The 24,882-nt window shown below is 53.0% G+C and carries 27 protein-coding genes; 24 read left to right on the forward strand and 3 right to left on the reverse strand.

Features of this window, described 5'->3' with window-relative positions; translation table 11 throughout:
* The first annotated feature begins 383 nt into the window (after positions 1–383).
* From NST44_RS10390 to NST44_RS10485, 20 genes are all read left to right on the forward strand, one after another.
* The gene (locus NST44_RS10390; RefSeq protein WP_340899215.1) at positions 384–821 is read left to right on the forward strand and encodes a phage tail terminator family protein; all 438 of its coding nucleotides are present in this window, start codon (positions 384–386) and stop codon (positions 819–821) included.
* Entirely contained in the window at positions 818–991 is a 174-nt protein-coding gene (locus NST44_RS10395) for a hypothetical protein (protein ID WP_340899216.1), read from the forward strand. Before NST44_RS10390 ends, NST44_RS10395 begins: the two co-directional genes overlap by 4 nt.
* Positions 992–2,311 carry a phage tail sheath family protein gene (locus tag NST44_RS10400; RefSeq protein WP_340899218.1) on the forward strand — a complete coding sequence of 440 codons (1,320 nt, stop codon included), beginning with the start codon at positions 992–994 and terminating at the stop codon, positions 2,309–2,311.
* 1 nt (position 2,312) lies between these two features.
* On the forward strand, positions 2,313–2,771 hold the full coding sequence (locus NST44_RS10405) for a phage tail tube protein (RefSeq protein ID WP_007132058.1): 459 nt from the start codon (positions 2,313–2,315) through the stop codon (positions 2,769–2,771).
* A gap of 27 nt (positions 2,772–2,798) precedes the next feature.
* Entirely contained in the window at positions 2,799–3,221 is a 423-nt protein-coding gene (locus tag NST44_RS10410) for a phage tail assembly chaperone (protein ID WP_007132059.1), read from the forward strand.
* Between the two features lie 194 nt (positions 3,222–3,415).
* The gene (locus tag NST44_RS10415) at positions 3,416–5,254 is read left to right on the forward strand and encodes a hypothetical protein (protein ID WP_210094527.1); all 1,839 of its coding nucleotides are present in this window, start codon (positions 3,416–3,418) and stop codon (positions 5,252–5,254) included.
* A gap of 1 nt (position 5,255) precedes the next feature.
* The gene (locus tag NST44_RS10420; protein ID WP_210094526.1) at positions 5,256–5,972 is read left to right on the forward strand and encodes a LysM peptidoglycan-binding domain-containing protein; all 717 of its coding nucleotides are present in this window, start codon (positions 5,256–5,258) and stop codon (positions 5,970–5,972) included.
* Positions 5,973–5,985: 13 nt separating this feature from the next.
* Entirely contained in the window at positions 5,986–6,951 is a 966-nt protein-coding gene (locus tag NST44_RS10425; RefSeq protein ID WP_210094525.1) for an XkdQ/YqbQ family protein, read from the forward strand.
* 6 nt (positions 6,952–6,957) lie between these two features.
* Positions 6,958–7,254, forward strand: coding sequence for a DUF2577 domain-containing protein (locus NST44_RS10430; RefSeq protein ID WP_210094590.1), 297 nt, complete (start codon positions 6,958–6,960; stop codon positions 7,252–7,254).
* Positions 7,251–7,664 (forward strand): DUF2634 domain-containing protein, encoded by a 414-nt coding sequence (locus tag NST44_RS10435; RefSeq protein WP_210094524.1) that lies wholly within the window; start codon positions 7,251–7,253, stop codon positions 7,662–7,664. Before NST44_RS10430 ends, NST44_RS10435 begins: the two co-directional genes overlap by 4 nt.
* Positions 7,657–8,715 carry a baseplate J/gp47 family protein gene (locus NST44_RS10440; RefSeq protein ID WP_210094523.1) on the forward strand — a complete coding sequence of 353 codons (1,059 nt, stop codon included), beginning with the start codon at positions 7,657–7,659 and terminating at the stop codon, positions 8,713–8,715. The genes NST44_RS10435 and NST44_RS10440 overlap by 8 nt, the downstream gene beginning before the upstream one ends.
* Complete coding sequence (locus NST44_RS10445) at positions 8,712–9,257, forward strand: YmfQ family protein (protein WP_210094522.1); 546 nt, start codon at positions 8,712–8,714, stop codon at positions 9,255–9,257. Before NST44_RS10440 ends, NST44_RS10445 begins: the two co-directional genes overlap by 4 nt.
* Positions 9,258–11,870: a hypothetical protein gene (locus tag NST44_RS10450; RefSeq protein WP_340899227.1), complete on the forward strand. Its 2,613-nt coding sequence runs from the start codon at positions 9,258–9,260 to the stop codon at positions 11,868–11,870.
* Positions 11,871–11,881: 11 nt separating this feature from the next.
* On the forward strand, positions 11,882–12,493 hold the full coding sequence (locus tag NST44_RS10455) for a hypothetical protein (protein WP_340899229.1): 612 nt from the start codon (positions 11,882–11,884) through the stop codon (positions 12,491–12,493).
* Positions 12,486–12,623 carry an XkdX family protein gene (locus NST44_RS10460; protein ID WP_340899231.1) on the forward strand — a complete coding sequence of 46 codons (138 nt, stop codon included), beginning with the start codon at positions 12,486–12,488 and terminating at the stop codon, positions 12,621–12,623. The genes NST44_RS10455 and NST44_RS10460 overlap by 8 nt, the downstream gene beginning before the upstream one ends.
* Before the next feature lie 332 nt (positions 12,624–12,955).
* Positions 12,956–13,408, forward strand: a complete 453-nt coding sequence (locus NST44_RS10465) for a phage holin family protein (RefSeq protein WP_099478494.1) — start codon at positions 12,956–12,958, stop codon at positions 13,406–13,408.
* A complete protein-coding gene (locus tag NST44_RS10470) occupies positions 13,395–14,180 on the forward strand; it encodes a glycoside hydrolase family 73 protein (RefSeq protein WP_007132070.1) in 786 nt (261 codons plus the stop codon). Before NST44_RS10465 ends, NST44_RS10470 begins: the two co-directional genes overlap by 14 nt.
* A 599-nt stretch (positions 14,181–14,779) precedes the next feature.
* Positions 14,780–16,195 carry a deoxyguanosinetriphosphate triphosphohydrolase family protein gene (locus tag NST44_RS10475; RefSeq protein WP_077568024.1) on the forward strand — a complete coding sequence of 472 codons (1,416 nt, stop codon included), beginning with the start codon at positions 14,780–14,782 and terminating at the stop codon, positions 16,193–16,195.
* Positions 16,196–16,264: 69 nt separating this feature from the next.
* Positions 16,265–17,347, forward strand: coding sequence for an MsnO8 family LLM class oxidoreductase (locus tag NST44_RS10480; protein WP_340899238.1), 1,083 nt, complete (start codon positions 16,265–16,267; stop codon positions 17,345–17,347).
* A gap of 104 nt (positions 17,348–17,451) precedes the next feature.
* On the forward strand, positions 17,452–18,420 hold the full coding sequence (locus tag NST44_RS10485) for a TRM11 family SAM-dependent methyltransferase (protein WP_340901428.1): 969 nt from the start codon (positions 17,452–17,454) through the stop codon (positions 18,418–18,420).
* 261 nt (positions 18,421–18,681) lie between these two features.
* On the opposite strand, the gene NST44_RS10490 is transcribed toward NST44_RS10485, so the two are convergent.
* Both NST44_RS10490 and NST44_RS10495 read right to left on the reverse strand, forming a co-directional pair.
* On the reverse strand, positions 18,682–18,993 hold the full coding sequence (locus NST44_RS10490; RefSeq protein ID WP_007132074.1) for an MGMT family protein: 312 nt from the start codon (positions 18,991–18,993) through the stop codon (positions 18,682–18,684).
* 134 nt (positions 18,994–19,127) lie between these two features.
* Entirely contained in the window at positions 19,128–20,081 is a 954-nt protein-coding gene (locus tag NST44_RS10495) for a D-2-hydroxyacid dehydrogenase (protein ID WP_340899242.1), read from the reverse strand.
* A gap of 119 nt (positions 20,082–20,200) precedes the next feature.
* Between NST44_RS10495 and thpR the strand changes: the two genes are divergently transcribed.
* The 3 genes from thpR (at position 20,201) to NST44_RS10510 (ending at position 22,481) form a co-directional block, all read left to right on the forward strand.
* Positions 20,201–20,782, forward strand: coding sequence for an RNA 2',3'-cyclic phosphodiesterase (gene thpR / locus NST44_RS10500; RefSeq protein WP_340899246.1), 582 nt, complete (start codon positions 20,201–20,203; stop codon positions 20,780–20,782).
* Between the two features lie 97 nt (positions 20,783–20,879).
* On the forward strand, positions 20,880–21,755 hold the full coding sequence (locus tag NST44_RS10505; protein ID WP_340899248.1) for a cell wall hydrolase: 876 nt from the start codon (positions 20,880–20,882) through the stop codon (positions 21,753–21,755).
* A gap of 42 nt (positions 21,756–21,797) precedes the next feature.
* On the forward strand, positions 21,798–22,481 hold the full coding sequence (locus NST44_RS10510) for a metal-dependent hydrolase (RefSeq protein ID WP_210094512.1): 684 nt from the start codon (positions 21,798–21,800) through the stop codon (positions 22,479–22,481).
* 167 nt (positions 22,482–22,648) lie between these two features.
* Here NST44_RS10510 and NST44_RS10515 read toward each other — a convergent pair whose 3' ends face one another.
* Positions 22,649–23,821 carry an MGDG synthase family glycosyltransferase gene (locus tag NST44_RS10515; protein ID WP_210094511.1) on the reverse strand — a complete coding sequence of 391 codons (1,173 nt, stop codon included), beginning with the start codon at positions 23,819–23,821 and terminating at the stop codon, positions 22,649–22,651.
* A gap of 350 nt (positions 23,822–24,171) precedes the next feature.
* On the opposite strand from NST44_RS10515, the gene NST44_RS10520 reads away from it, so the two are divergent.
* Positions 24,172–24,753, forward strand: a complete 582-nt coding sequence (locus NST44_RS10520; RefSeq protein WP_028405882.1) for a TetR/AcrR family transcriptional regulator — start codon at positions 24,172–24,174, stop codon at positions 24,751–24,753.
* Positions 24,754–24,882: the final 129 nt, after the last annotated feature.

Raw genomic sequence — 24,882 nt, forward strand, 5'->3', positions numbered from 1 at the left:
GAACGATTGAAAGCCACATCTTTGAGAGCGCCAAAGACAAGTCAACAATCTCTTCCCTGGAGGATACCGTGGGGGCGCTATTCTTGGAAGTGGCTGTCCTGAACGGAGGTGCTGAGTAAGATCCGGTAATGATAGCCTTTAAGACCTTTGTCGCCGCAAAATTTATCTCACCGAAAGAGTACACGCTAATGACAAATGTTGAATATGCAGCATTGGGTGCTACAATTCGTTAGCCATTTTTATAATTATAACTTTAAAAAAACATTATCAAGTGGTGTCCGACTTTTCGTTGAGATGAAAGTTGCAATTACTTAGCAATACTAAGCCCATTATGTTGTTTCATTAACGGTCGTTCTAATTTCACCTTACCGAAAGGAGCCCCCATGCTAACCCAACACATCACGGATGCACTAGCATCCCGACTAAACAGCTCCTTCCCCGGCATCCCCCTGATTTCCAAGGAGGATGCCGTTCCTATACCAGAACCACCCTACTTCCATACCGAGCTGGCGTTAGCCGAATTCGAGCCGATATCGCAACGACGATATGCGGCTCGTTTTCGTTTCCGCATCTTTTATAAGCCTGCGGCGGGGCAGCCCGTGGCGGGGATCATGGACGAGATGCTGGAGAGCTTGACGGAGCTCGAAGTGGAAGGCCGACCATGCCGGGCGGCGGCGGTCGCATGGGAGCGGCCGGAGAGAGAAGGAGCTGCGGCGGAAGACGGATACTTCCGCGCAGAGTATGTTATTCAGGTATCTTCGGATTCAGCCGAATCCGTTCCAAAGATGCAAACCTTACAACAAGGAGGCGGTTTGAAATGAGCAAGAAACAGGCAGCACCGGCGTTTACGAAACACCAGCTGGTACAGTCCCAGCAATTCACCCATCGGGAGAAGGATGTGCTGAACGCCATCTTGGCAGAAGAGACGTCGTACACCGTCCAGCAAGCGAAGGAACAGCTTACCACATTTTTGAAAAAGGAGGTCATTTAAATGGCCGGAGGAACATGGACAACACCTAACAAAGTAAGACCTGGGGTATACACCCAAATCTCATCGCAGGAGCAGCCGATCGGGCGCGTCGGCGAACGCGGGATCGCTGCGCTGGGACTCTCCCTTCCATGGGGAGAGCCGCATAAGCTTCTAACCATCAAACCAGGCAGCAATCTGCTGGAGGAATTGGGCTACGATATCACGTCCCCTCAGTTGCTGCTGGTAAAAGAAACGCTCAAGCGGGCAGGAACGCTTCTGCTGTACCGCCTGAACAGCGGCGTTCAAGCTTCAGGAGCCGTAGCAGGGCTTAGCGTGACCGCTCGGTACGGCGGGGAGCGCGGCAACGATATCCGCATCGTGATCGAGAACGCGGTCGATGATCCGGGCAAGTTCGTCGTCAGCACCCTGCTGAGCGGCAAAGCCGTGGACAAGCAGCTCGTTGCGAACGCCGAGGAACTGCAGCCGAATCTGTATGTAACCTTCGCGCCGGATGCCGGCGATTTGGCCGCAACGGCTGGATTTGCGCTGACAGGCGGTGCGAACGGGACCGTGACGAACCAGGAGCATGTCGATTTTCTGGCTGCGCTTGAGGTTCAAGACTTCCAGACGGTGGGATTGGCTTCGGACGATCCTACCCTCAAATCGCTGTACACGGCGTTCATCAAGCGCTTGCGCGAGCAGGAAGGCAAGAAGGTGCAGGCCGTGCTTCCGGATTATCCGGCGGCGGATTACGAAGGCATTATCAGCGTGAAAAACGGCGTTGTCCTCACCGACGGCACCGTCGTGGACAAGGTTAAGGCGGTTGCCTGGGTGACGGGCGCCACGGCTGCTGCAGCCGTTAATGAGTCGCTGACGTATGCGGCTTATGATGAAGCGGTCGATACCGATATTCGTCTGAGCCATACGGAAATTGAAGAAGCTTTGACGAAGGGCGAATTCCTGTTCAGCTACAGCGGCGGTAAAGCCGTGGTAGAGCAGGACATTAACAGCTTTACGTCGATCGAGCCGGCCAAGGCGCGCCATTTTTCCAAAAACCGGGTAGTCCGCGTCCTGGACGGCATTGCGAACGATCTGAAGCTCATCTTCGAGCAGTCCTACATCGGCAAAGTCGACAACAACGTGGACGGTCGGACGCTGTTCTGGGCAGAGTGCGCTGCGTATTTCGCTTCCCTGCAGAATATCGGGGCGATCCAGAACTTCAACGCGAATGAGGATATTGTGGTGACGCCAGGTACCGAGGGTGACGTGCTGTTCGTCGATATCAAGGTTCAGCCGGTCGATGCAATTGAAAAAGTATACATGAAAGTGAAGGTGGTCTAAGATGGCATTTTTGCGTGCAAGCGATACGATTTCGGGACAAGAGGGCAAGGCATTCGTCAAGATTGGCGACCGTATGGAGGAAATGTTTTATATCAAAACGCTGGAAGCTACGGTGGAGAAAGAGAAGGCTGAGCTGAAAACGATGGGCCAGCGCGCCGTGCAGCATAAGGCGATCGGCTGGAAGGGCAGCGGCACGATGACCATCTATTATGTCACCTCGCTGTTCCGCGAGCTGATGATGGAATATATCCAGACCGGACAGGACGCTTATTTCATGATCGAGGTCCGCAACGAGGATCCGGGCTCGTCCACCGGACGGCAGACGGTCATCCTGGAGGGGGTCAACCTCGACAGCGTCATCATGGCTTCCCTGGATACCGAAGCGGAGGCGCTGGAGGAAGAAGTGGCGTTTACGTTTGAGAACGTGCGGATCGAAACCCCGTTCAACCCATTGGCCTAATACGAACAAACAAGAGGAGGAAGGAAAATGAGCGATTTTAGCATGTTTTTTGCAGGTCAGTCGCCGGCGGAGATCACGGAGGAATTCGTGGTCTCCATTCGTTTCAAGGATGCGGAGGGCAAGCCCGTTCCGTGGAAGCTGCGCAGCATTACGGAGGAGGAGAACCAGGAGTGCCGCCGTGCCGCCACCCGCAAGGTGAAGGGCAAGAACGGCGTGTATACGCCGGAGATCGATCCGAATGACTATATGGCGAAGCTGATGGTGACGAGCGTCATTTACCCGGATTTGAAAAACAGCGAGCTGCAAAAATCGTACGGCGTGCTTGGTGCAGAGTCCCTGCTGCGCAAAATGCTGCTTCCGGGCGAGTTTGCGGCGCTCGGCGAGCGCGTGCAGGCCCTTAACGGCTTTGACCGCGATATGAACGAGCTGGTGGATGAAGTAAAAAACTAATCAACGAGGGCGACGGCGACGCGAACTATGCGTACTACGCCCTCCACGAACTGCACATCCTTCCTCATGAGCTCATGGCGATGACGGTCCGGGAACGGGCCGCCATCTATGCCATGATTTCGATGCGGGTGGAGAAGGAGAAGCGGGAGCGGATCCGGAAGCGAAGATAGATTTTAGAAGAAGGGGGTGAGGGAATGGCGAGTGTGGGAAACCCTGCATTTTTTCTTAATCCAGCCCTAATCAGCCGAGTTACGGGACTTGTAAACGGTATGAATCAGGCTTTTAATCAGGTGAATAGTGCGATCACCGCTTCGACGAGCGCTATGCAGAATTTGAACAACCAAATTGTTAACGGTGCCCAGCAGGCAAGCCAGCTGAGCCAAGTAATGAATTCGATGAAAAAAGCGTATTCCCATATGCAGTTCGTAGTAGAGACCGTGATTGTTCCAGCGGCGGAAGATCAGGCGCTTAAGGATCTTTTCAAGATCAGGGTCGGCAATCCCGAGATCGGTACGGCGATGTTTGAAACATTCAAAAAGGATGCTCTATCTGCCGGTTTGGACGTCAAAGAATCATTGAATAATGCATTAACGTTCATGTCCATGACCAAAAATTCAGATCAGATTTCAGAGCTGAATAACTTTGCGGCAAGGCTTAGCAAGCTGTCTCCCGGGGAAAGCAGCTCAACAGACGCAGCATCGGCCATTATGAGCGCCATGCGGGGAGATACCGATGCATTGGCTGAACAATTTTTAATCCCTGAAGTCCACATGGATTCTTTCAAAAATGAGATTGAAGCGTCAAAAGGAAATTTTGACGCATTTCTCGTTTCCATGGATCAACTGCTCCAGAAAGCGGGAATGACCCAAGAAGGGTTGAACACTATGATGGATTCACCGGTAAATCAATGGCAGGCGCTGCTTGGGAACGTGAACAATTCATTTTCTCAGATGGGGACAGGTGCTCTGGAGTCGCTCTCCCCAATTCTTGATATGCTGAATGCGGCATTTGCATCAGGAAGTTTTGAGCCTTTTATTTTGATCATTTCGATGGGGCTGACCTTAATAGCACAGCTATTTTTATGGGTAGCTCAGATCGTGCCGCCGGCATGGGAATTCCTGAAGAATGCCATCTCATCCGTCGGATTTGTACTCTATCCGTTAATAGCTGGGATTTTATTATTGCTCAGCATTTTTACAATTGGAAAAGTCTTGACTACCGTATATTCGACGGTCGTTAATATCCTGTCTACAGCCTTTAAAGGTTTATGGGCCGTAATGAACGCGAATCCAATCATGCGGATTATTTCGTTGATTATTGGCATTGTCACGGTTATTTTGACTTTAATGTCGGCTTCGCAAGGCGTTAAACAAGCGTTTAGCAATGCTTTCGGATTTATTGTCGACTTGGCTCAGAATACGGTGAATACCGTTATCAAAATTATCAATGGCATCTTAAACTCGGTTAACAAAGTTACCGGGTTCTTCGCGAATCTGCTTGGGGTAGAAGCTAAAAAAATCGAATTAATTGAATTTCAGGCTGATTATTCTGGCTTTAAAGAAGCCGGTCAGGATGCCATCGAGGAATTCTCCATGGATAACCTCAAGAAGAAATTCATGCCGGAGCTTGATATGGGGCCAAGTTACGAGGACCTCCTCAAACAAAACAACGCCGGCAAAACCGGCTACGACGTCGCTTATCCTAAAGCTGCGCCGGCTCCAGCCATGCCCGCCACGCCTATGCCCGCGATGCCTGCCATGCCGGCGGCACCGGTGCCGGTTGCCCCTGCGGGTGGCAGCATTGATTCCATCGGCCAGGTGAACAACACGGTTGATGTAGCGAGCGAGGATCTCAAAGTGATGCGCGATTTGGCCGAAGTGAACGCGATCAGCAACATGATCACGTTAACGCCGACCGTGCAGATGACGACAGGGGATATTAATTCCGGCGCAGATCTCGATACGATTATGTCCCGAATTAACCGGACGCTGGAGGAGCAGTTCGTATCCAGCGCGGAGGGGGTGTATCTGTAGCATGAGCGATTATGGGCTGTTTCTGAGTTTTAATAATCAACAGGAAGTATTCCGCTTTCCGGTCAATCCGGAACGGATCGAGGTCAAGGACGGCAGCGAGGGGAAATCCTACACCGTGGCCGGACTTGGCGAGATCAACGCGATCCTGTATCCGAAGCTGACCGAAATATCGTTTGAAAGCTTTTTTCCGGGACGAACGTATCCTTTCGTCAATACAAGCAAGGACAAGCTGAAGCTCCCCATCGATTATGTAAACACCATCAAGGGATGGATGGAGAGCCGAAGACCAGTGCGATTTGTCATGACGGGTCTGGTCCCCGATCCGCTCAGCGGTACGGACAGCGGGAATGTGGTACGGGCGATGAAATCCTTCGGCATCAACATGGCGGCCTCCATCGAGAGCTTCAGCTGGAACACGATGTCCGGTTCGCCGGAGGATATAGAATTTTCGATCACCCTCAAGCGCTATGTATTCTATGGCGCCCGCAAGGTTGTGCCGGCCAAGGACAGCAAGGCGGCCGCGGTGAAGACCAAGGAGCGTCCGGATGACCGGAAGAAGCCGAACTCGTATACCGTAGCTAAGGGGGACACGCTCTGGAGCATCGCCCAAAAGCTGCTCGGCAGCGGCTCCCGCCATACCGAAATCCAAAAGCTGAACGGCATCAAGGATCATGAGGTCCGAAAGCTCGCCGTCAGCCGGGTGTTGAAAATCCCTTAAAGGAGGTGACGGCATGATCGAGCTGATGATAGACCGGAAGAACGGAAGCGTGTGGGATCTCGGGCAGGTCGTCACCGACATCACATGGAAGACAAGCCGTCAGGCGAAGCCGGCCAGTCTGGATATTCGCTTCGTGAACGACGGTTTGGCGCAGAGCCAGCAATTCCAGATTGAGAACGGCGACATCGTCCGGTTCCGCAAGGATGATAAGGACTTGTTTTACGGTTATGTTTTCTCCAAAGAGTGGGGCATGGATGCCGAGGTGAAGCTCATGGCCTACGACCAGCTGCGCTACCTGTCCAGCAACGACACCTACCGGTTTACGAACGCCAAGGTGGAGGACATTATCCGCAAGATCGCCAAGGACTTCAATCTGAAGACAGGGACGCTGGCCGATACGGGACATGTCATTCCGGCGATGCTGGAGGCCGACAAGAAGCTGATCGATATTATCTGCAAAGCGCTGGATGCGACGCTGATGGCAACCAAGCAGTACTATATGTTTTACGACGAGTTCGGAAAGCTGACGCTCAAGAACATCAAGGACATGCTGCTGATGCTGGCCGTTGGGGAAGACAGCCTGATGACGGATTTTTCCTATAAAAAGAGCATCGACAACGAGACGTACAATCGAATTAAGGTGGTTCGCGATAACAAGCAGACCGGGAAGCGGGACGTCTACCTCTATCAGCACGGAGAGAACATCGCCCAGTGGGGCCTTCTCCAGCTGTACGAGGTTGCCGATGAGAACATGAATCCGGCGCAGCTGAAGCAGCTTGCCCAAAATTTACTGGAGCTGAAGAACAGGGAGCTGCAGACGCTCTCCATCGAGGCGATCGGCGATCTGCGCGTCCGGGCAGGGAACACGATTTACGTCAATCTCCCCGGCGAAGGCTTGAAGCCTTATCTCATCGATGAGTGCTCGCACAAGTTCTCGGACGGAACGCATACGATGTCGCTGAATATGAAGGTGGTGTAAGTCATGATGCTGGATATTATCAAAAAAGCGAGCCTGAGCGCCGTGGGAAGCACGAATCCCGTAGCGGTGCTGTATGGCACGGTAACATCGGTGAATCCTCTGGAGGTGAACGTGGATCAGCGTTTCAGCCTGACGGAGGATTTTTTAGTGATCGGAGAGTCCATGACGGAGTACAAACTGAATATTGACGGTCAGGAAGTATTGATCCGCAAAGGGCTTGAGATCGGGGATACGGTGCTGCTGCTCCGTTACCAGGGCGGACAGACGTATCTTGTGCTGGATCGGCTGGTGAAGCCGTCATGATTCCGCAGGGAGGCACGATTCAACCGGATACCGAAGTGGTGGAGAGTCTGGACCAGCCGAGCTTGACCTACCGATTGAACCTGGAAGAGGGGACGTTGTCCGGTCAAATTGATGGACTGGAGGCGATCAAGCAGGCCGTTGCCAAGGTGCTCCAAACCCGCCGCTTCGAGCACCTGATCTACAGCAGCGACTACGGCCATGAGCTATATGATGTCATCGGGCGTGACCCGCTGTGGGCGTATGCCGAGATTGAGCGCCATATCAAGGAAGCGCTGCTTCAGGACGACCGGATTCTGTCGGTCGACGACATGAATATTTCTTTTGCCGGGGAGACGGCAATGGCGGAATTTACGGTCCGAACTGTGTATGGGTCGTTTGCGATGACGAAGGAGGTGAGGGAGGATGTATGAGGATCAGACCTATGAAGCGATCCTGGAACGGATGCTGGGCCGGGTGCCGGATGGACTGGACAAAAGAGAGGGAAGCATTATCTTCGATGCGCTTGCCCCAGCCGCCGCGGAGCTTGCGCAAGCTTACATTGAGCTGAGCTCCTCCATGAACTTCAAGTTTGCTGCCACGGCTTCCGGTGAGTTTTTGGACCGGAGCATCGCCTGGTCGGGACTGACGCGTAAGCAGGCCACGAAAGCGCGGCTGCGCGGACGTTTTATAGGAGAACAAAATTTACCGGCGGAGGTTCCGATAGGGAGCCGTTTTTCGCTGGATGCGTTAAACTACACGGTCATCGACCGGCTGGACGCGGGCGAATATATGCTGGAATGCGAAACGGTCGGCAAAGAGGGCAATCGGCGGTTTGGCACGCTGCTGCCGCTTGAGTATATCGAAGGCTTGGTGAAGGCGGAGCTGCTCGAATTGCTGGCGCCTGGGGAAGATACCGAGTCCGATGAGGCGTTGTATGATCGTTACCGGGAAAAAATCTCCCGACCCGTCACCAGCGCGAATCGAAATCAATATGAGCTGTGGGCGCGGGAGCAGGCCGGCGTTGGCAAAGCTAAAGCCTTTCCGCTATGGGACGGGCCGGGAACGGTCAAAGTCGTTCTGCTGGACAATGAGATGAGATCGCCCGCGCCATCTATTGTAGAAGCTGTGCAGCAGTACATCGATCCCACGATGGACGGGATGGGCGAGGGAGCTGCTCCAGTCGGATCCGTTGTGACGGTGACCGGGGCGGTTGAAGTACCTGTCAACATTGAAGTGCAGGTTACACTCCTGGATGGTGCGGGCTTGGACGGCGTCCAGCAAGCGATTGAGCAGGGCGTTCGGCAGTATTTGAAGGACCTCGCCATGACGGATCCACTGGTCCGGTATAACCGGATTGCCAACGTCATCCTGGATATTCCCGAAGTGATCGACTACGAGGTGCTGACCGTCAATGGAGGGACCGAGAGCGTCTTGATTGAACCGGAAGCGGTCGCCGTACTGGGGACGGTGACGGTGCGATGAGCAAGGCAGAGGTCTGGATGGGATATCTCCCGTCCTTTTATCACGGCATCCGGGACATGAAAGCCATCGCCAATGCGGAAGGAGCTGAGCTGGACAAGCTGGATGAGAGTCTGGTGGATCTGATCGATCAGTACTATCCGGAGACCGCGACCTGGGCGCTGTCCCGGTATGAGCAGGACCTGAGCATCCCGGTGAGCCCGTCCAAGCCGCTCGAGCAGCGGCGCTCGGTCGTCATTTCGAAGATGCGGGGAAGCGGCAAGGTGTCCGCTAGCATGCTCAAAAATGTCGCCCAAGCCTACGAGCGGGGCAGCATCGAGGTTTCTGTTCAGCCGGCCGAGTACAAGGTGACGATTCATTTCAGGGATACCCTCGGCATTCCGCCGAATCTGAGTGATCTTCAATCGGCGATTGAAGCGATCAAGCCCGCGCACATGGCCGTCGACTATGCGCTGCGTTACCTTACGATCGCCGAGGTGGAGGGCATGACGGTGGAGCAGTTATCGGCTACGACGCAAGACAGATTGTTGGGAGGAGGAGCATAAATGACGAATCCGGTAACACCGAATATCGGGTTGAACAAAATCGATCGGACGTCGCCGGCAACGACGTATTTCGATCTGGAGAAATATATCGACCAGAACGCGGACACGGTCGACCGCTTTGCCGGCGAAGCGAGCCAGGCCATCGAGGCGCTGCAGCAACGCCTGGACACCGAGGCGCGCCGGGAGGTCGTCCTGCAGCCGGGGCTGCAGATCGTGAACGCGGAGCGAAGCGCGCCCTTTTCGCTGAGCGGGATTAAGGGGCGGACGTTGGTGAATTTGGCTGGACGAATGAGCAATCGTTCCGTTAATGATCCTGCCGTAACTACTCTAAGCGTTGGGAATGGAACAACTGGCCGTAATACGGAGACTATTAACGTATCCGTTAAAAATACAAATGAGGGATATATTGTTTTCAGGCAAGTAGATGGAAAGGAATTTACCCTAATACCCGATAATTACTATTTAATATCAATGGACGTTAAAGTAAATAGTATTTCCGGCCCGGGTCAGTTAAAAGCTGGTGCAACTTGGTATGGTGCGGTAGATGTTGACAACACTTCAACCGGGGTTTGGCAAAGGGTTTACCATTCATTTAAAGCAACAGCGGAGCGGACTTTTCTGCATCCTATTGTCGGTACTTGTTATGCGGGAGACGTATTTGCAACAGCGAATTTTGATGTGAGGAATGTAAGTTTATATGAGATTTCTAAGGCAGACTATGATGAATTACCTTCCCTCTCCGAGTCGCAAAAGAATATAGAATATCCGTACGTAGACAGCGTCCAGCCGGTACGGAACCCATATGCGACCCGGTACGGGGAGAACCTTCTTCCACCGTTTTATGAGGCAAGTTATCGGACGAAAGCGTCAAGAGTGGCGATCGTTAGTCCTTATGAACTGGCATTTCAGCCGGGAGGAGATGGGGATTTTACAGCGCTCCATGTTCCGGTAATTCCATACTGTGACTACACATTTTCCTATGAACATGAGGGGTACTCGCCGGCGGAGAACGCAGGGCTTGCATGGGGCGTGACGGGCGAGGATTATATGACAGGAGTAAGCGGGTATACGTATGACCTAACTGGTACGTTTAATGTCGGGAATCGGCACCGCATCGCAGTTGTGTTCAGAAGTTTTGACACTTCTAAGCAGACATCTTGCAGAAACCCGATGCTTACACTCAGCCCCACTCCCAAACCGTTTAAACCACGCGAAGATTCTATGCTCGCGCTGCAGACGGACTTATACGCCGATCCTGCAACCGGTGAGAATGCTGACGAAGTGTTCGAGAAGGACGGGCAATATTTTAAGATGGCGAAGTGGAAAAAGGTTGTATTGGATGGGGCATTAAATTGGACAATTGGACCATCATCAGCAGCAGGATACAGGCAAGTACAAGTAACTAGTTTTCCAGGAAACGCCGTGCCTGGATCAGGCATTGTTACAAAATTTAACGGCAAAATAATTCCTCAGGGGTCCACTGTAGCTTCACCGGACGTTAATGCTATATCATCGGATGGTAATTTTTATATTTCTATTTCAAACACAGACAGCGGTTGGGGCGATGGTTACACGCCAACGCCTGACGAGATAAAAGCGTATTTTATGGGTTGGGTAATGCGGGACATGAGCGCCGGCCCATATACCGACCCAACAGGCGTGGCGCAAAAAACCTGGACGCCAATAGGATACACGCCTCCCGCAAACTGGAATAGCACTTGGGTGCATTTACGAAAATCAGTTCCAGTATCCGAGATCTCGCCTTCTCTTAATGATAAAACAATAACGTTATACCAACTGGTATACCAACTCGCCACACCAACAGTCGAGCCGATCGTATCCGAAGGTATGCTGACGTTTAACGAAGGCTTAAATCAGGTCGAGATTGGGACGGGAATTGTGTTTCGGGAGCCTATTGCAGCTGTGAAAGATGGGGGTGGTAGGTGGAACTTAGGGAATACGCTTGCTTGGACTAACGCTCCAGGATTCAAAAATAAGGCAAGAGACATTATAGGAGTATATAAGAACAGCAGGCTTGACACTGGATGGGTACGGTTTATAACAGATAAAGTTGGGGCTGCTGTACAAGAGCCGTCACCTAACGCCTTATATGACCCAACGGCTACCTATACAGTCACCTACCGAATGCTTGACAATTCACCCATTGTTCCATTCAGCGGATCATACACAACCAACGAAAAAGCCATGCTACAAGAGTTGACAAATGTTGTGCAACAGAATACGTCCGCTGTATCCGTGCTGATAAATAAGAAGGCTGATAAGGACGCGCCCGGATGGATTACTCCAACATTGTTGAATGGGTGGGCTAGCAGGAATACAGGATACGACGCGCCATTAAGTTACAGAAAAATTGATGGACTAGGTGTACAGGTGCGTGGGATTATTCAACTCGGAACAACTGGTACAGTTTTTTTTCTTCCTGATGGTTATAGGCCTGAAAAGACGCATTTTTGTAATGTGATGGGCTACATGCAGTCCCAAGCATCCTATATTTATCCGTATATTACAGTGACACCTGACGGGGACTTCCGAATTGATGCGGTTACTTCCCCGCCAACGTGGTTGATTATTGATACGATTATTCCACTCTAAGGAGGTATCCCATGAAAGCCGTACCTAAGGTAAATATTGACGGCCTCTATCTGGAGGACGAACTCGTGGACGATACCTTTACCGGTGTCGTCCCTTTTTATTCCCCGGCTCTACCCATTTCCAATGGACCGGAGCATCTAGATACAGTTATCAATGTCTCGAATGCTAGCACCGGAGATGAACTAGTCGACCGGGAACCGGCAGGCTATATCGTCGGCATCCCGGTTCCACCCGGTCTCTTCCACCCGCGCTTCGATCTGGAGGCGTGGCGGCAATACGAGGACTTGATCCAAGCAGCGGAAGCTGCCTATCAAGAGGCGATGAGGGCATGGAACTCCACTCCAGAGGAGGAGCGGGGCAACCGGCCGGTCTTGAACATTCCACCGATGCCCGCCCTATGGATCGAGGGGCTAACCCCCGAGGAAATCGAGCGAATCACTGCACCCCAGCCGCAAGCCCCAAGCGAGTTGGACTGGCTGGGCACAGAGCTGGTAGCACGGGAATTGGAGATGCTGGAGATTCGCCGGCAAAACGAAACACTTGGCGCGCAAGTCGTAGGGCTGGAGCTACGGCTGCTGTCGCTTGAAGGCAATCCATCCGAAGGAGGGGAGTTGCATGTTTGAGAACGATTTTGAACGCTTGAAATATTACTACGAGAAAAGGTGGGCACAAAAGCCCCAGCTTCGACAGTACGTAGCGTTTGGCGTCATTACGCCAGAGGAGTACAAAGCCATTACAGGCGAGGCTTTTTGATTTCGCATTATCTGCGTAAGCCAAAAAGACTTCAACGGAGAAGGCGGAATGCTGCTGAAGAAGCGAAGCGTTCGCCTTTGTCCCCGGATTTTAACCTTGCTTAAAACTCTTCACAAAAAAATCCGGGGACAACAGCGATCGGAAGCAGGATCCGCATACGCAGTGCAGATAAGCCAACAAAGGTTAGGCAGGATCCGCATGCGCAGTGCTGATAAGCCAACAAAGGTGAGGCAAATCCGCATGCGCAGTGCAGACTAAGCCAACACAAGCTTCAAGCCCTCGGCCCGCCGAGGGCTTTTTCATCCCTTCAATCATAAAAAGGAGGAACGATTATGTATGAGCACATCGGTCAACTGTTTAAGATGCTGGTGGCTGGGACGGGTGCCGTAACCGGATATGTCTGGGGCGGCTGGTCGCTGCCGCTGCATTTGCTGCTGTGGTTCGTGGTGATCGACTGGCTGACCGGCTGGGGGGCGGCCTGGATGAATGGCGAGCTGCGGAGCCGAAAGGGCTACGCCGGCATCGCCCGGAAAATCACGATTTTTCTCATCATCGCGTTAATGCACCTGGTTGACCGGGTGCTCGGCGAGATGAACTATTTTCAAAACACGGTCATCTTCTTCTACCTGGCCAATGAGCTGCTGTCCATTCTTGAGAATGTTGGGCGGATGGGCGTACCGATTCCGCAATCGCTGCGTAATGTGGTACAGGTCTTCCAGATCAAATCGGAGGAGGGTGAGAAGAAAACCGCCGGGAAAGGAGACAAAAAGGATGAAGCCTCATGAGTTTATCGCCAAGCTGGCTCCAATTGCGACCGAGGACATGAGAAAATACGGCGTTCCCGCTTCGTTGACGCTGGCGCAAGCGATTTTGGAGTCAAACTGGGGGACGAGCGGGTTGACGCAAAAGGCCAATAATCTGTTCGGCATCAAAGGAACGGGTCCAGCTGGCAGCGTGACAATGCCGACAACGGAGTACCGGGGGAACACGCCATATACCGTCCAGGCCCAATTCCGCAAGTACAACGGCTGGCACGAATCGGTGGACGACCATACGAGACTGATTTTGAACGGAACGAGAGACAAGCCGAAGCGCTATCACGGGGTTTTATGGGCGGACTACAAGACGGCGGCCACGGAGATCTGGAAAGGCGGCTATGCGACAGATCCCAAGTATCCGCAGAAGCTGATCTCGATCATGGAGCAATATTCGCTCCACCGTTATGATCTGCCTAGTCCCGAGGAGGAGGAACGCATGAAAATCGAACAGTTAACGGCCGAGCTGCAGAAAACCCAAGGAGAACTGCGGCAGCTGGCTAACCAATACGCTTCGGCTTTGAACACGCTGAGCGAGCAGGGGAACACAATCAAGCAGTTGCACGCGAGGCTGAAGAAGCTGGAAACCCAGCAGCCTGATCAGGTTCCGGCGTGGGCAGAGGATGCCGTGAAAGCGGCCAAGAAGGCGGAAGCGCTGAACGATCCTGACGGCAGCTACGATTTTTACCGGATGCTCACAATCCTGCACCGCATGGGGATATTTAGCGATCCGAAGAAGTGATCCCTGATGAGGATCGAGCTTAAGCGGCTTGCGAAGCGATATGAGGATGCTGTAATGCCATTGTGGATAGCTGCCCCTCCTGTCATGACGATGGGGGAGGCGGCTATTAAATCTTTTGAGGAGAGTGGGTTTTAGGCGCCGTAGCATGCTATCGCAAGGAAGCACTCGAGACACAGGCGAAATCCTTCCTCATAAATTCGATACCCTGCCTGCCAATATACATACGTTCCTCTCGACCCATCCGTTATCCTACAACCTTCCCCCCTAATGGCCGCAACCCGTTCAATATATTGAATATCCTGTACAAAAATCCCTTTGGGTTCCATTGGCTCCATACTCCATACTCCATACTCCATACTCCATACTCCATATTCCATTCCTTACCTCATTAAAAGAGTCCTTTTCGCTCCTTCAAGTTCAAAAAGACAAACTGATTTATGTAAGTTTATCTAACCTTCTTGAACAGGATATTTAGTTATTTTTGTAAATTGGGCCGCTCCCAGGAGATTGTATTTTTCTTTCCGATGCCGGATGGCATATAATCGGAAGTACATCTCGCGTTAGAACGACGACAAATAGATAAACAGGAGTGAGGAAACATGACGCTGAAGGAGCTTAGAGAGCATCGCCAATATCCGGAGCAGACGAAGTCCGATGCCTCCCGCGCGGTGTATGAACGGGACTATTCCCGTTTGATCCATTCGCCGACGTTCCGACGGCTTCAAGGGAAATCGCAAGTGTTCGGTGCAGGGACCGGCGATTACTACCGGACACGGCTGACGCATTCGTTGGAAGTGGCGCAGATTGCCAGGGAGGCCGCAAGGAGCCTTGCCCGCAGCTACCCGGAAGTGCTGCCGGAAGCGGCAGAGAATGCAGGGCTGATGATTGATCCCGAGGTGGTGGAATGCGCGGCGATTGCCCATGATTTTGGACACCCGCCCTTCGGGCATAAAGGAGAGGAAGTGCTCCAGGGCATATTGGAAAAGCTGATTGATCGGAAGACCGAGGAGGCGCTGACGCGTCAGCCGGGAATCCCGTCGCCGGAGCAGGCGGCACAGGTGCAGCAGGCGATGCGGCGGAAATATGAGCATTTTGAAGGCAATGCGCATAATTTCCGGCTGATCATGTTCCTGGAGAAAAGGGAAAACGTGAATGGGCTCAACCTGTCCGACGCGGTGCTGCTGGGGATCAACAAGTATCCCTTCTCCGGCTTGGAGAATCCGAAGGGGATGTACCGGCACGAATGGGAGTATATCTCGCACATCCGGAAGGAGTGGGGCATTCCCGGCACTCAGCGGACGCTCGAGGCGCAGCTGATGGATTTATGCGATGACATCGCCTATTCCGCCCATGATCTGGAGGATGGGATTAAGGCCGGCAAGATTGAGGTGCATGAGCATTTTCTTCGGGACAGCCATTTGAACAAGCTGATCGTGCAGAAAATCATGACCTTGGAAGACGAGGTGTGGAAGGGCTGGACCAAGGAGCGGATCCATCCGAAGGTGGAGTCGGTGCTGGACGAGTTCCTGCGCGTCTGGAACGAGAAAATGCCGACCTGCGAGAATGATTACTCCCGCACCCGGCGCGAGGTGAAGGCTTATTGGGTCAGCCTCTTCGTCGGCAGTCTCGGTGTCATCCCTAACGGGAACTGGAAGAAGGTCACCTTCGTCAAAGACGGGGCCGAGGACGAGGATATGCTGCGGACGGTTAGTGTGCTGAAGAGCTTTGCCTGGGTGACGATGATTCGCGACCTTCGGGTGCAGCGGCTGCAAAAGCGCAGCGAGTGGATCATCAAGCGGCTGTGGGACGCCTTTCTCGATCCTGTAGCTTCGCAAGCCATTATTCCGTCCGACTGGCTCCAGCGCTACGAGGCCGACCAGAAGCGGGAGAATCCTATCTGGACGTGGGAGCATATGGTCATCGATTATATTGCGGGCATGACCGATGCCTTTGCGGAAAAGATATACAATGAGCTGTACGGGCTGAAGGTGGGATCCATCTACGACCTGGATTAAAATCGGATCGTGTGGCGACCCGGATTAATGAAGGGAAAGCGACGTGCTAAGCCCTTGGAGGTGGACTTATTGAATCAATCATTAAAGCTTAGCGTGCTCGATCTCGTTCCGCGCCTTGGAGAAAGCACGTTTGAAGAGGCTTTGCAGCAGGCTGTGGAATTGGCCCGCCACGCTGAAGCGTGGGGGTATAACCGGTATTGGGCGGCGGAGCACCACGATCTGGAGCATTTGTCCTGTGCTTCTCCCGAAATATTGCTGTCCCATATCGGGGGGCGGACCGAGCGCATCCGGCTTGGCTCCGGCGCCGTTCTGCTGCCACATTACAGCCCGCTCAAAGTTGCGGAAAACTTCCGCATGCTCGCAGCATTATATCCCGGCCGCATTGATCTTGGCGTCGGCCGGGCTCCCGGCGGCTCGGCGCATACGAGCATGGCGCTAAGCGGAAACTTCCTCGGCCATGTCGCCGATCTGCCGAACCGGATCCGGGCGCTGACCGAGCTGCTGGAGGACCGTTACCGGTACGAGGACGTGCCGGTTGCGGCCAAGCCGGTGCCGCGGATTGCTCCTGCGCTCTGGATGCTGGGGACGAATACGAAGAGTGCCGGCTATGCGGCCGAGTTCGGGACAGGCTACGTCTTCGGGCAGTTCATGAGCGATACGGACGGCGCCGAGGTGCTTCGATCCTATCGGGAAGCATTCAGACCTTCGGCTCACCTGAAGAAGCCGCAAACGATCGTGGCAGTGAGCGTCATTTGCGCGGAAACAGAGGAGCTGGCCCGTGAAATGGCTGCGGCAGCCGCACGCCTCAGGCAGGAGCGCAGTGGGCAGCTGGGGCAGGACAACGCTGCCCGGCCAGGTAAAACCGTGGGCGATGGGCAAGATGGGCAAGATGAGCATAATGGACACGATAGACAAAACGAGCACAATGGACACGATAGACATGATAGACATGATAGACATGATAGACATGATAGACATGATGGACACGATGGAGGATCCTTCCCTCGGATTCTAACGGGTACCGCTGAAAGCGTAAAATCGGTGCTGAAGGAAATGGCCGAGAAGTATGCGTGCGACGAATTTCTTATCGTAACCCCGGTCGCCGATTATGGCGCGCGGCTGAAGTCGTACCAACTTTTGATGGGGATGTAGGCATTACGGATTCTTGATTGCGCTAAGCATGACCATGGGGCTGATTTTCAAGGAACAAGCGGTTAAACATATATAGTAGAAGAGATGATATTGTGACACGAAAAATGAGCAACCGAATAAATAGATCGGGTTTATTCCCGGCGATGGAGAAGCCGACCTATCTATACACCTTCGCTTCCCATGAGGCGGAGCTGGAGCTGTGCAGAATGGAGCTGAGGGCGCTGTTCGGACACGAGCCGGATGGTACAGACTGGTTGGAAAGCGATACCTGGGTTGACCCGGACCGAAGCCCGTTCGTGACCGCATGCGTCGAGGTTATAGCGGCAGACAGCTCCATCGAGCAGCTTGCGGAACGAGCTGCGGGCATCCCGCTTAACGGAGGGACGTTTAAGGTGATCGCTCTGCAGGCTGGGAATCATCAATCGTACAAAGAACTCCGGGCGATGGAACGGATTGTAGGTGGAAGCATGAAAGGCCGGGCCGACATGAAGACGCCCGAGCACCGGTTCGGCCTGCTGTCGGTTCAAGGAGGGTGGAAGCTCGGAGTGCTCCATCTCCCGCGGCGGGCTTGGCACCAGCATAAGCAGAAGCCGCAAAATTACTCGACCGGCCTTACATCCCGCCTCGCACGGGCTCTTGTCAATATAGCAGCACCGGATCCACGTGCTAAGCTGCTTGACCCCTGCTGCGGGATGGGCAATGTGCTGATTGAGGCGCTGTCTATGGGCATCCGCTGCGAGGGCTGTGACATCAACCCGCTTGCGGTACGGGGAGCCCGAGTTAATCTGGCTCATTACGGGTACGATGACAGCATCGTGGCCATAAGGGACATGAACACCCTGGAAGGGCATTTCGAGGCCGCGGTTCTGGATCTTCCCTACAATGTGTGCTCCGTATTTCCGGAAGAGGATCAGCGCCGGATGCTGAACAGCCTGCGCCGATCGGCAGACCGGGCGGTAATCGTGAGCACCGAGCCGCTGGCTGAGCAGCTGGAGCAGGCGGGATGGCAGGTGCTCAGCAGCTGCGCGACCCGCAAAGGAACCTTCGAACGAAGCATCTGGCTGTGTGAGTAGTAACTAAGCAACGACCGGGAGAGCCAGGCGAGTCTTTCAGTTTTAGACAAGGTAACCTTCGTCCGAAGCATCCGGCTATGTGTGTAGCCAGTCACCGAAGAGAAGAGCCCCCACAGGTGTTGCGCTATAAGTAAGTTCTCGTCCCAAGCATTTAGCTGTAACCGCGTCATCGACCGGCAGAGCTGGTTGAGCGGCGGCGGGACTAAGGCTGCTTGGAAGGGGAGCGGCGGCAACCCATTCTTCGGGAACGAAACGACAATGCTATTCCTCGGGAACGTAGCGGTATTTATCCAAATCGATCATGCCGCGATGGTTAACGCTGACCCCTTCTCCTTGAAGATACAGCTCCTGCATCATCCTGGACTCGTCATCCTGGATTGCAATTTCTCCCTTGGCATTGACGACCCGGTGCCACGGCAGCTTATGGATGCGGCTGAGGGAGTGAAGGATGCGGACGACCTGCCGCGCGCCTCTCGGACTGCCAGCCAATCGGGCCACTTGCCCGTAGGTCATGACATGGCCTTCGGGAATGCTCTTGATGATTTCAATTACACGCTGCGTAAAGGGCTGCATGGGTGATCTAACTCCTTTTTTTAAAACATGATATCCAAAAATAAAAGGACGCTGCCCGGCGGAAATCCCGCCATGAGCGTCCTTTCGCCTTGTGCTAAAGAGAGCTGCCTTTCCGGAAGTTTCACCAGGAAAGACTAATAGGATCTGCTGTAATCAATGACATTGCGGATCAGAGTCCCGTCCTTGACGTACGATTTCAGATTGTCCAGAAAAATCTCCACAGCGCGTTCCCCGTACCGGTCGGTGTCGCCCGCCATATGCGGCGTAATAATGACGTTGTCCATCGTCCACAGCGGATGCTCGGGCGGAAGCGGCTCCTCCTCGAACACATCGAGGCCGGCTCCGGCAAGCGCGCCGGATTGGAGGGCCTGGATCATATCGCTAGTAATCACCGTTGCGCCCCGTCCCACATTAACGAAGAACGCGGAGGTCTTCATTGCGGAGAAACGCTCGTGATTAAAAATATCCTTGGTTTGGGCCGTCAGCGGTAAAATGTTGACGACGTAGTCGCCTTGGGACAATGCCTCATCGATTTGATCCACCGTATACATCACGTCCACATGCGGATCCGGCTTGCCGGAATTCCGAACGCCGATCGTCCGCATGCCGAAGGCCTGCGCAATGCGTGCGGTATGGCTGCCGATCTGGCCGACGCCGACGATCACGATCGTTTTTCCCGCGAGCTCGGTGAAGGTTCCGGACGTATCCCAGCGCTTGTTCGTTTGCTGGCGGACGGCGAGGTGGAGATTGCGGTTGAAGGCGAGAATCATCGCAAAGATATGCTCCGTAATCGGAACGCTATGTACTCCGCTGGCGTTCGTCAGCAGGATTGCTCTTTCTTCGAATTTTTTCAGGGGCAATTTATCCACGCCTGCCGACCATGCCTGAATCCATTTCAGCTTGCTGTCTTGGGCTAGTGCTTCCTCCTCGATCGTACGCGACCAGCCGACCAGAATGTCGGCGTTACGGATCATTCCCGGAGCAAGATCCTTCGCTTTGGTGACGGTCAGCTCGTAACTGGGGGCGATTTCCTTGATTTTTTGCCGCTGCTGGGGTGTAATGTCATGTAAGGCAATGATTTTAGGCATGGTACTACCTCCTTGGAATGTAATGAGAGCCTGGGCATAAATTACATCTATTTCGTTCATCTTATCAGATATTGCGGTTTTCCGCATAGCCGCTGACAATCGAAAGGAAGTGAACAGGTTTGACACACACGGATTCGAATGCGATGGATCGTCTGTTTGTTGCCGTCCATTTGTGGCCGGATGCCTCTGCAAGTCTTGCTGCATGGGCGGACAAGCTGAAGCCGCAAGCGTCGTTCCGCAAATGGGTGCATCCGCAGGATTATCATATCACCGTTCAATTTCTGGGCGATACGCCGAGGGAGCGTATTCCCGAGCTGACGGCCGGGCTTGCGGCGGCAGCTGCAGAGCATAAGCCGTTTTCCTTAGGGGTACACGATGCTGGGGTTTTTGGCGCAAGCGCATCGCCGCGAATTTTATGGGCTGGAATCCGGGGTGATCTGAACGCCCTGGCGAAGCTTCAACGCTCCGTCGTATCGAGGATGGAATCGTACGGTTTCGTACCGGAGGATCGCCCTTATCGCCCGCACATTACAATTGCCCGCAAATTTCAAGGGGATGAAAAATTTTCAATGGACATTATTGGAAGCCCTCCTGTAAACATCCAGTGGGACGTTCATGAACTGGTTCTTTTCCGAACAAATTTACATGCGGCCCCGATGTACGAAATCGTTGGAGTGGCGCGGCTTTCAACAAATTTCTGAAATTAAAAATAAAATGTTCATAAAATTACCATGTTTTCAATGCCCAAAAATGTGGTTACATAGTGTAGGAATGTGCCGACATTATAGGAGGAAAAATATGGTTATTAAACTGCTACGGCAAAATCGCTGGGTTGCGCTGCTTCTTGGTGCGCTCTTGGTGAGTTTGTCTCTTATAAGCTTGCTTGGTATGCAAACAACAGAAGGGGAGCAGCTGGAAGCGAAGCCAGGGTTTGCGATGACAGCGTTGGCTGCGGAAGGCGTCCCCAATCCTGCTGGGAATAAAGCTAAGATCATAAGTAATGGGGAACCTGTCAACATTTTATCTTCAATTGTTTACCAACCATGGAATATGAAGGGCGAAGATATGCTCTCCTTTCCTAATATAGAGCGTGGCACCACCGCCACCGGGAACCCGATTTCACAGTCTAAAGCGAAGACGGCTAAAGCGCCGAAGGCCAAGACTGCCGAGGATACAACGGGGAACAAGAAGGGGACGCATGTCGCCAAGTCACAGGCCGAAAGCCTAAAACCCCCCACAACTTTATTCTTCACGAGAACAAAGACGTTGACCCAGGATCAGAAAGACCAAGCAACCTGGACCTACGATTTGTCAGCTGAAGAACTGCTTCTGCTCCAGAAGATTGTCATGGCGGAAGCGGAAGGCGAACCGTACGAAGGCAAAGTGGCAGTTGCCAATGTTGTCTTAAACCGGCTGCGGTCAGCCAATTTTCCCGATACCATTACTGAAGTCATCTATCAAAAGCATCAATTCAGTCCTGTTGCGAACGGGCGTCTTAAGCGTGTCAACCCGAACGAAGAGACGATCAAATCCGTCAATGCGGCGCTTCATGGCCATAAGGCGGTTCAGGATGACACGTATTTTTTTCTGTCTTTAAAGCTTGCTCAGGATTTGACCGTGCATCATTCCCGAACGTTTGTGAAAAAAATAGGAAACCACTCTTTTTACAAGTAGTCCCCGAACGGGTAAACTAGGTTGTAGGAGGTGTGTTTAACGATGAAAATAACGTACTACGGCCATTCTAGCATTCTAGTGGAAGCGGGCGGAAAGAGCGTCATCATTGACCCGTTCCTATCCGGAAATCCCGGCTCCGGCATCTCGCCCAGCGATGTAAAGGTGGATGCGGTGGTGCTCACCCATGGGCATTCCGACCACTTTGGCGACTGCATTGAAATTGCCAAGAACAACGATTGTCCCATCATTGCGGTCTATGAGCTTGCCGTATATTGCGGGAACCAGGGGGTCAAATCCCATGGTATGAACATCGGGGGAAGTGCGCAGTTTGACGGCTTCAAGGTGAAGTACACCCCTGCGTTTCACTCCTCATCCATCTCGGTGGGAGACACCTGGATTTATGCAGGTCAGCCAGGCGGCGTCATCCTTACGATGGGAGGCAAACAGTTCTATCATGCGGGCGATACGAGCCTATTCGGCGATATGAAGCTGATCGGCGAGATGAATAACATCGATGCAGCCGCGCTTCCGATCGGCGATTTGCTGACGATGGGACCGGAGGATGCTCTCCTCGCGGCGCAGTGGATTCGGACCAAGCACGTCATTCCGGTGCATTACGATACGTTCCCGGGCATTCGCCAGGATGCGCAGGCATTCTGCGAGGAGCTGGCCAAAACCGGCGTATCCGGGCATCCGCTGAAGGCGGGAGAAAGCCTGGAGATTTAGATTCATTGAAGAATAGATTCATAGCAGCAAAGATTCAATATCTTAGCTATCTATAACAAAAGCTTCCCCGTCTGAATAGCGACAGGGAAGCTTTTTTATTATGCGGTCGATCGGGAATGAATCTATTAGAATAAAGCAGTTGAACATCGTGAGAATAACGATCAACCCTAAGGCTGATCCGAGACTCGTGGAGCCTCGTCGCCTATCGCTGGCAGCTGCTCATCCGTCAACAGCTCCATGACCTCCGCGGCGCAATGCTTCGGCGCCAGATGCGAGGAACGCGACTGGGCGGTGGAGGTGCGATGTTCCTGCACCTGCTCATAGTGATTGGACAGCAGATCCAGCCATTTGTCGATCACGGATGCGGAATCCAATATTTCGGCATATCCCTTGCTGACAAAGAAATTGGAGTTCTCCTCCTCCTGTCCCGGAATCGGCTCATAGAACAGCATGGGGATGCCTTTTGCCACGCCTTCCGTACAGGTCATGCCGCCCGGCTTCGTAATCAGGAGGTCGGATACGTCCATCAGCTTATGTATATCGTCACGGTAGCCCCAAACGTGGATGTTGGGGTGCTGAAAGATCGGGTCCTCGCGCATGCTTGCTACCAGCTTCTCGTTCTGGCCCATACAGAAGACGAGTTGGATATCGTCCGCTCTCGCAGCCAGCTTGCTCAGAAGCTCCTTATTGAATACGAGTCCCCAGCCCCCTCCCATGATCAGCACGGTAGGCATGCTGTTGATGCCCAGCTCCGCCTCCAGCGCCTTCCTGTCGCCGCTCTCCCAGAATTTCGGATGCACGGGTATGCCGGTCACGCGGATGAACTCCGAAGGAACTCCCCGGTGCATCAGCATCTTTTTCACATGAGGGGTAGATACCAGATATTCATCCACCTCCGAATTGACCCAGGTGCCGTGGGCATCATAATCGGTAATCAGCGTATAAAGCGGAACAGAGAGCCCTTGGCGCTTCAAACGGGAGACGACCGCGTTCGGAAACGGATGGGTGCAGATGATCAAATTCGGCTTCAGCTGCTCGATCACGCGCTCGGCCTGTGCGTAGAAAATGCGATGCAGCGCCAGCCTCGTCAAACGGTTTAACGATTTCTTATATTGCGAACGGTACAGCATCCCGACAAGGCGCGGACGGGTGCTGACGGTTTTGCGGTAAGCGGACAGAATCAACGGGCCCACCGTCGGGTTCAGAAAATTACCCAGCTCGATGACGCGGCAGTGGATCCCGGGATTCATCCGCCGGATGCCTTCAGCCAGCGCATAAGCTGCTTGCGTATGCCCCGTACCGAATCCTTCGGAAAAAAGGAGCACTCTTGGATATCGCATGATTTCACCTACTTCTTTCTCCCTCTATCTTACAGAACAGGAATCATTTTTTGAAGAGCGCGTGGAAAAAAAGAGCATGCGTCCTATATATACGCGCCGATGGGGGAAAGCATTTCAATTATTTTGTCCATCCACCACGGGGATGCGTCCTTGCCCAGACCTTTTTCTTCTATAATATAGAGATGGTTGAATAGAGCTCCCGAGGGCTCTATGATCTAAATATGAAATAAACCTATTGCAAACCGGATGACAATCTGGTAAAGTAAATTTTGACCAAATGACCAAAAGTGTATTTCGGTCAGTTTTGAGAAATCGGACGAAGTGCGCTTATTACAGGAGGAGGGGTTGGCATGTCAGCTGTGGACCGTCGGAAGCAAGTGCTTGATGCGGCCTCCAAATCGTTTGCCTTGTTCGGCTACAAGGCGACGACGATGGAACAGGTGGCGAAGATCGCGAATGTGGGGAAGGGCACGATTTATACGTTTTTTACGAATAAGGATGAGCTGTTTGACGAGATTTTGCACTCGGCGATCATGGAGATGAAGCGGATGGCCGAGCGGGAAATCCGGGAGGACAGGGAATTCTTCGACAATCTGTATCGTGTGCTGGATGTCCTTCTGGAGTTCCGGAGCGAGCATGAGCTCTTCATTAAGCTCTCGCAAGAGGTAAGAGACATCGGGACCCCTAAGGCGCATGAAGGATTGACCAAGGTAGAGAACGGGATTGTCGGCTATTTGAAGGGGATTGTGGAACGCGCCATGGCAAGCGGCGAGATCAAACCGCTGGATGCCCAGGTGGTATCCTTCGTCATGCTGAAGCTGTACATTGCCCTTACAACCGATCTCAACCAGCTGCATGCCCCCCTGAGCAAAGAGCAGATCAAGGAATATATGATGGTGTTTCTGGCTGACGGGTTAAAGACCTCGAAGTAAGAAATAGAAAGGGACTCCTTTCTTGGTCTGCCGCATTTAGGAGACCTTCCGTTCACGGATAAGATCATAAGATCAGCGGGTGAATGAGGAGGTCTTCTTGGATCGGTCATTTTTTTTCGTCTCGACTGA

This window comes from Paenibacillus sp. FSL W8-0919, from assembly GCF_038003785.1.
Taxonomy (GTDB): domain Bacteria; phylum Bacillota; class Bacilli; order Paenibacillales; family Paenibacillaceae; genus Paenibacillus_AQ; species Paenibacillus_AQ lactis.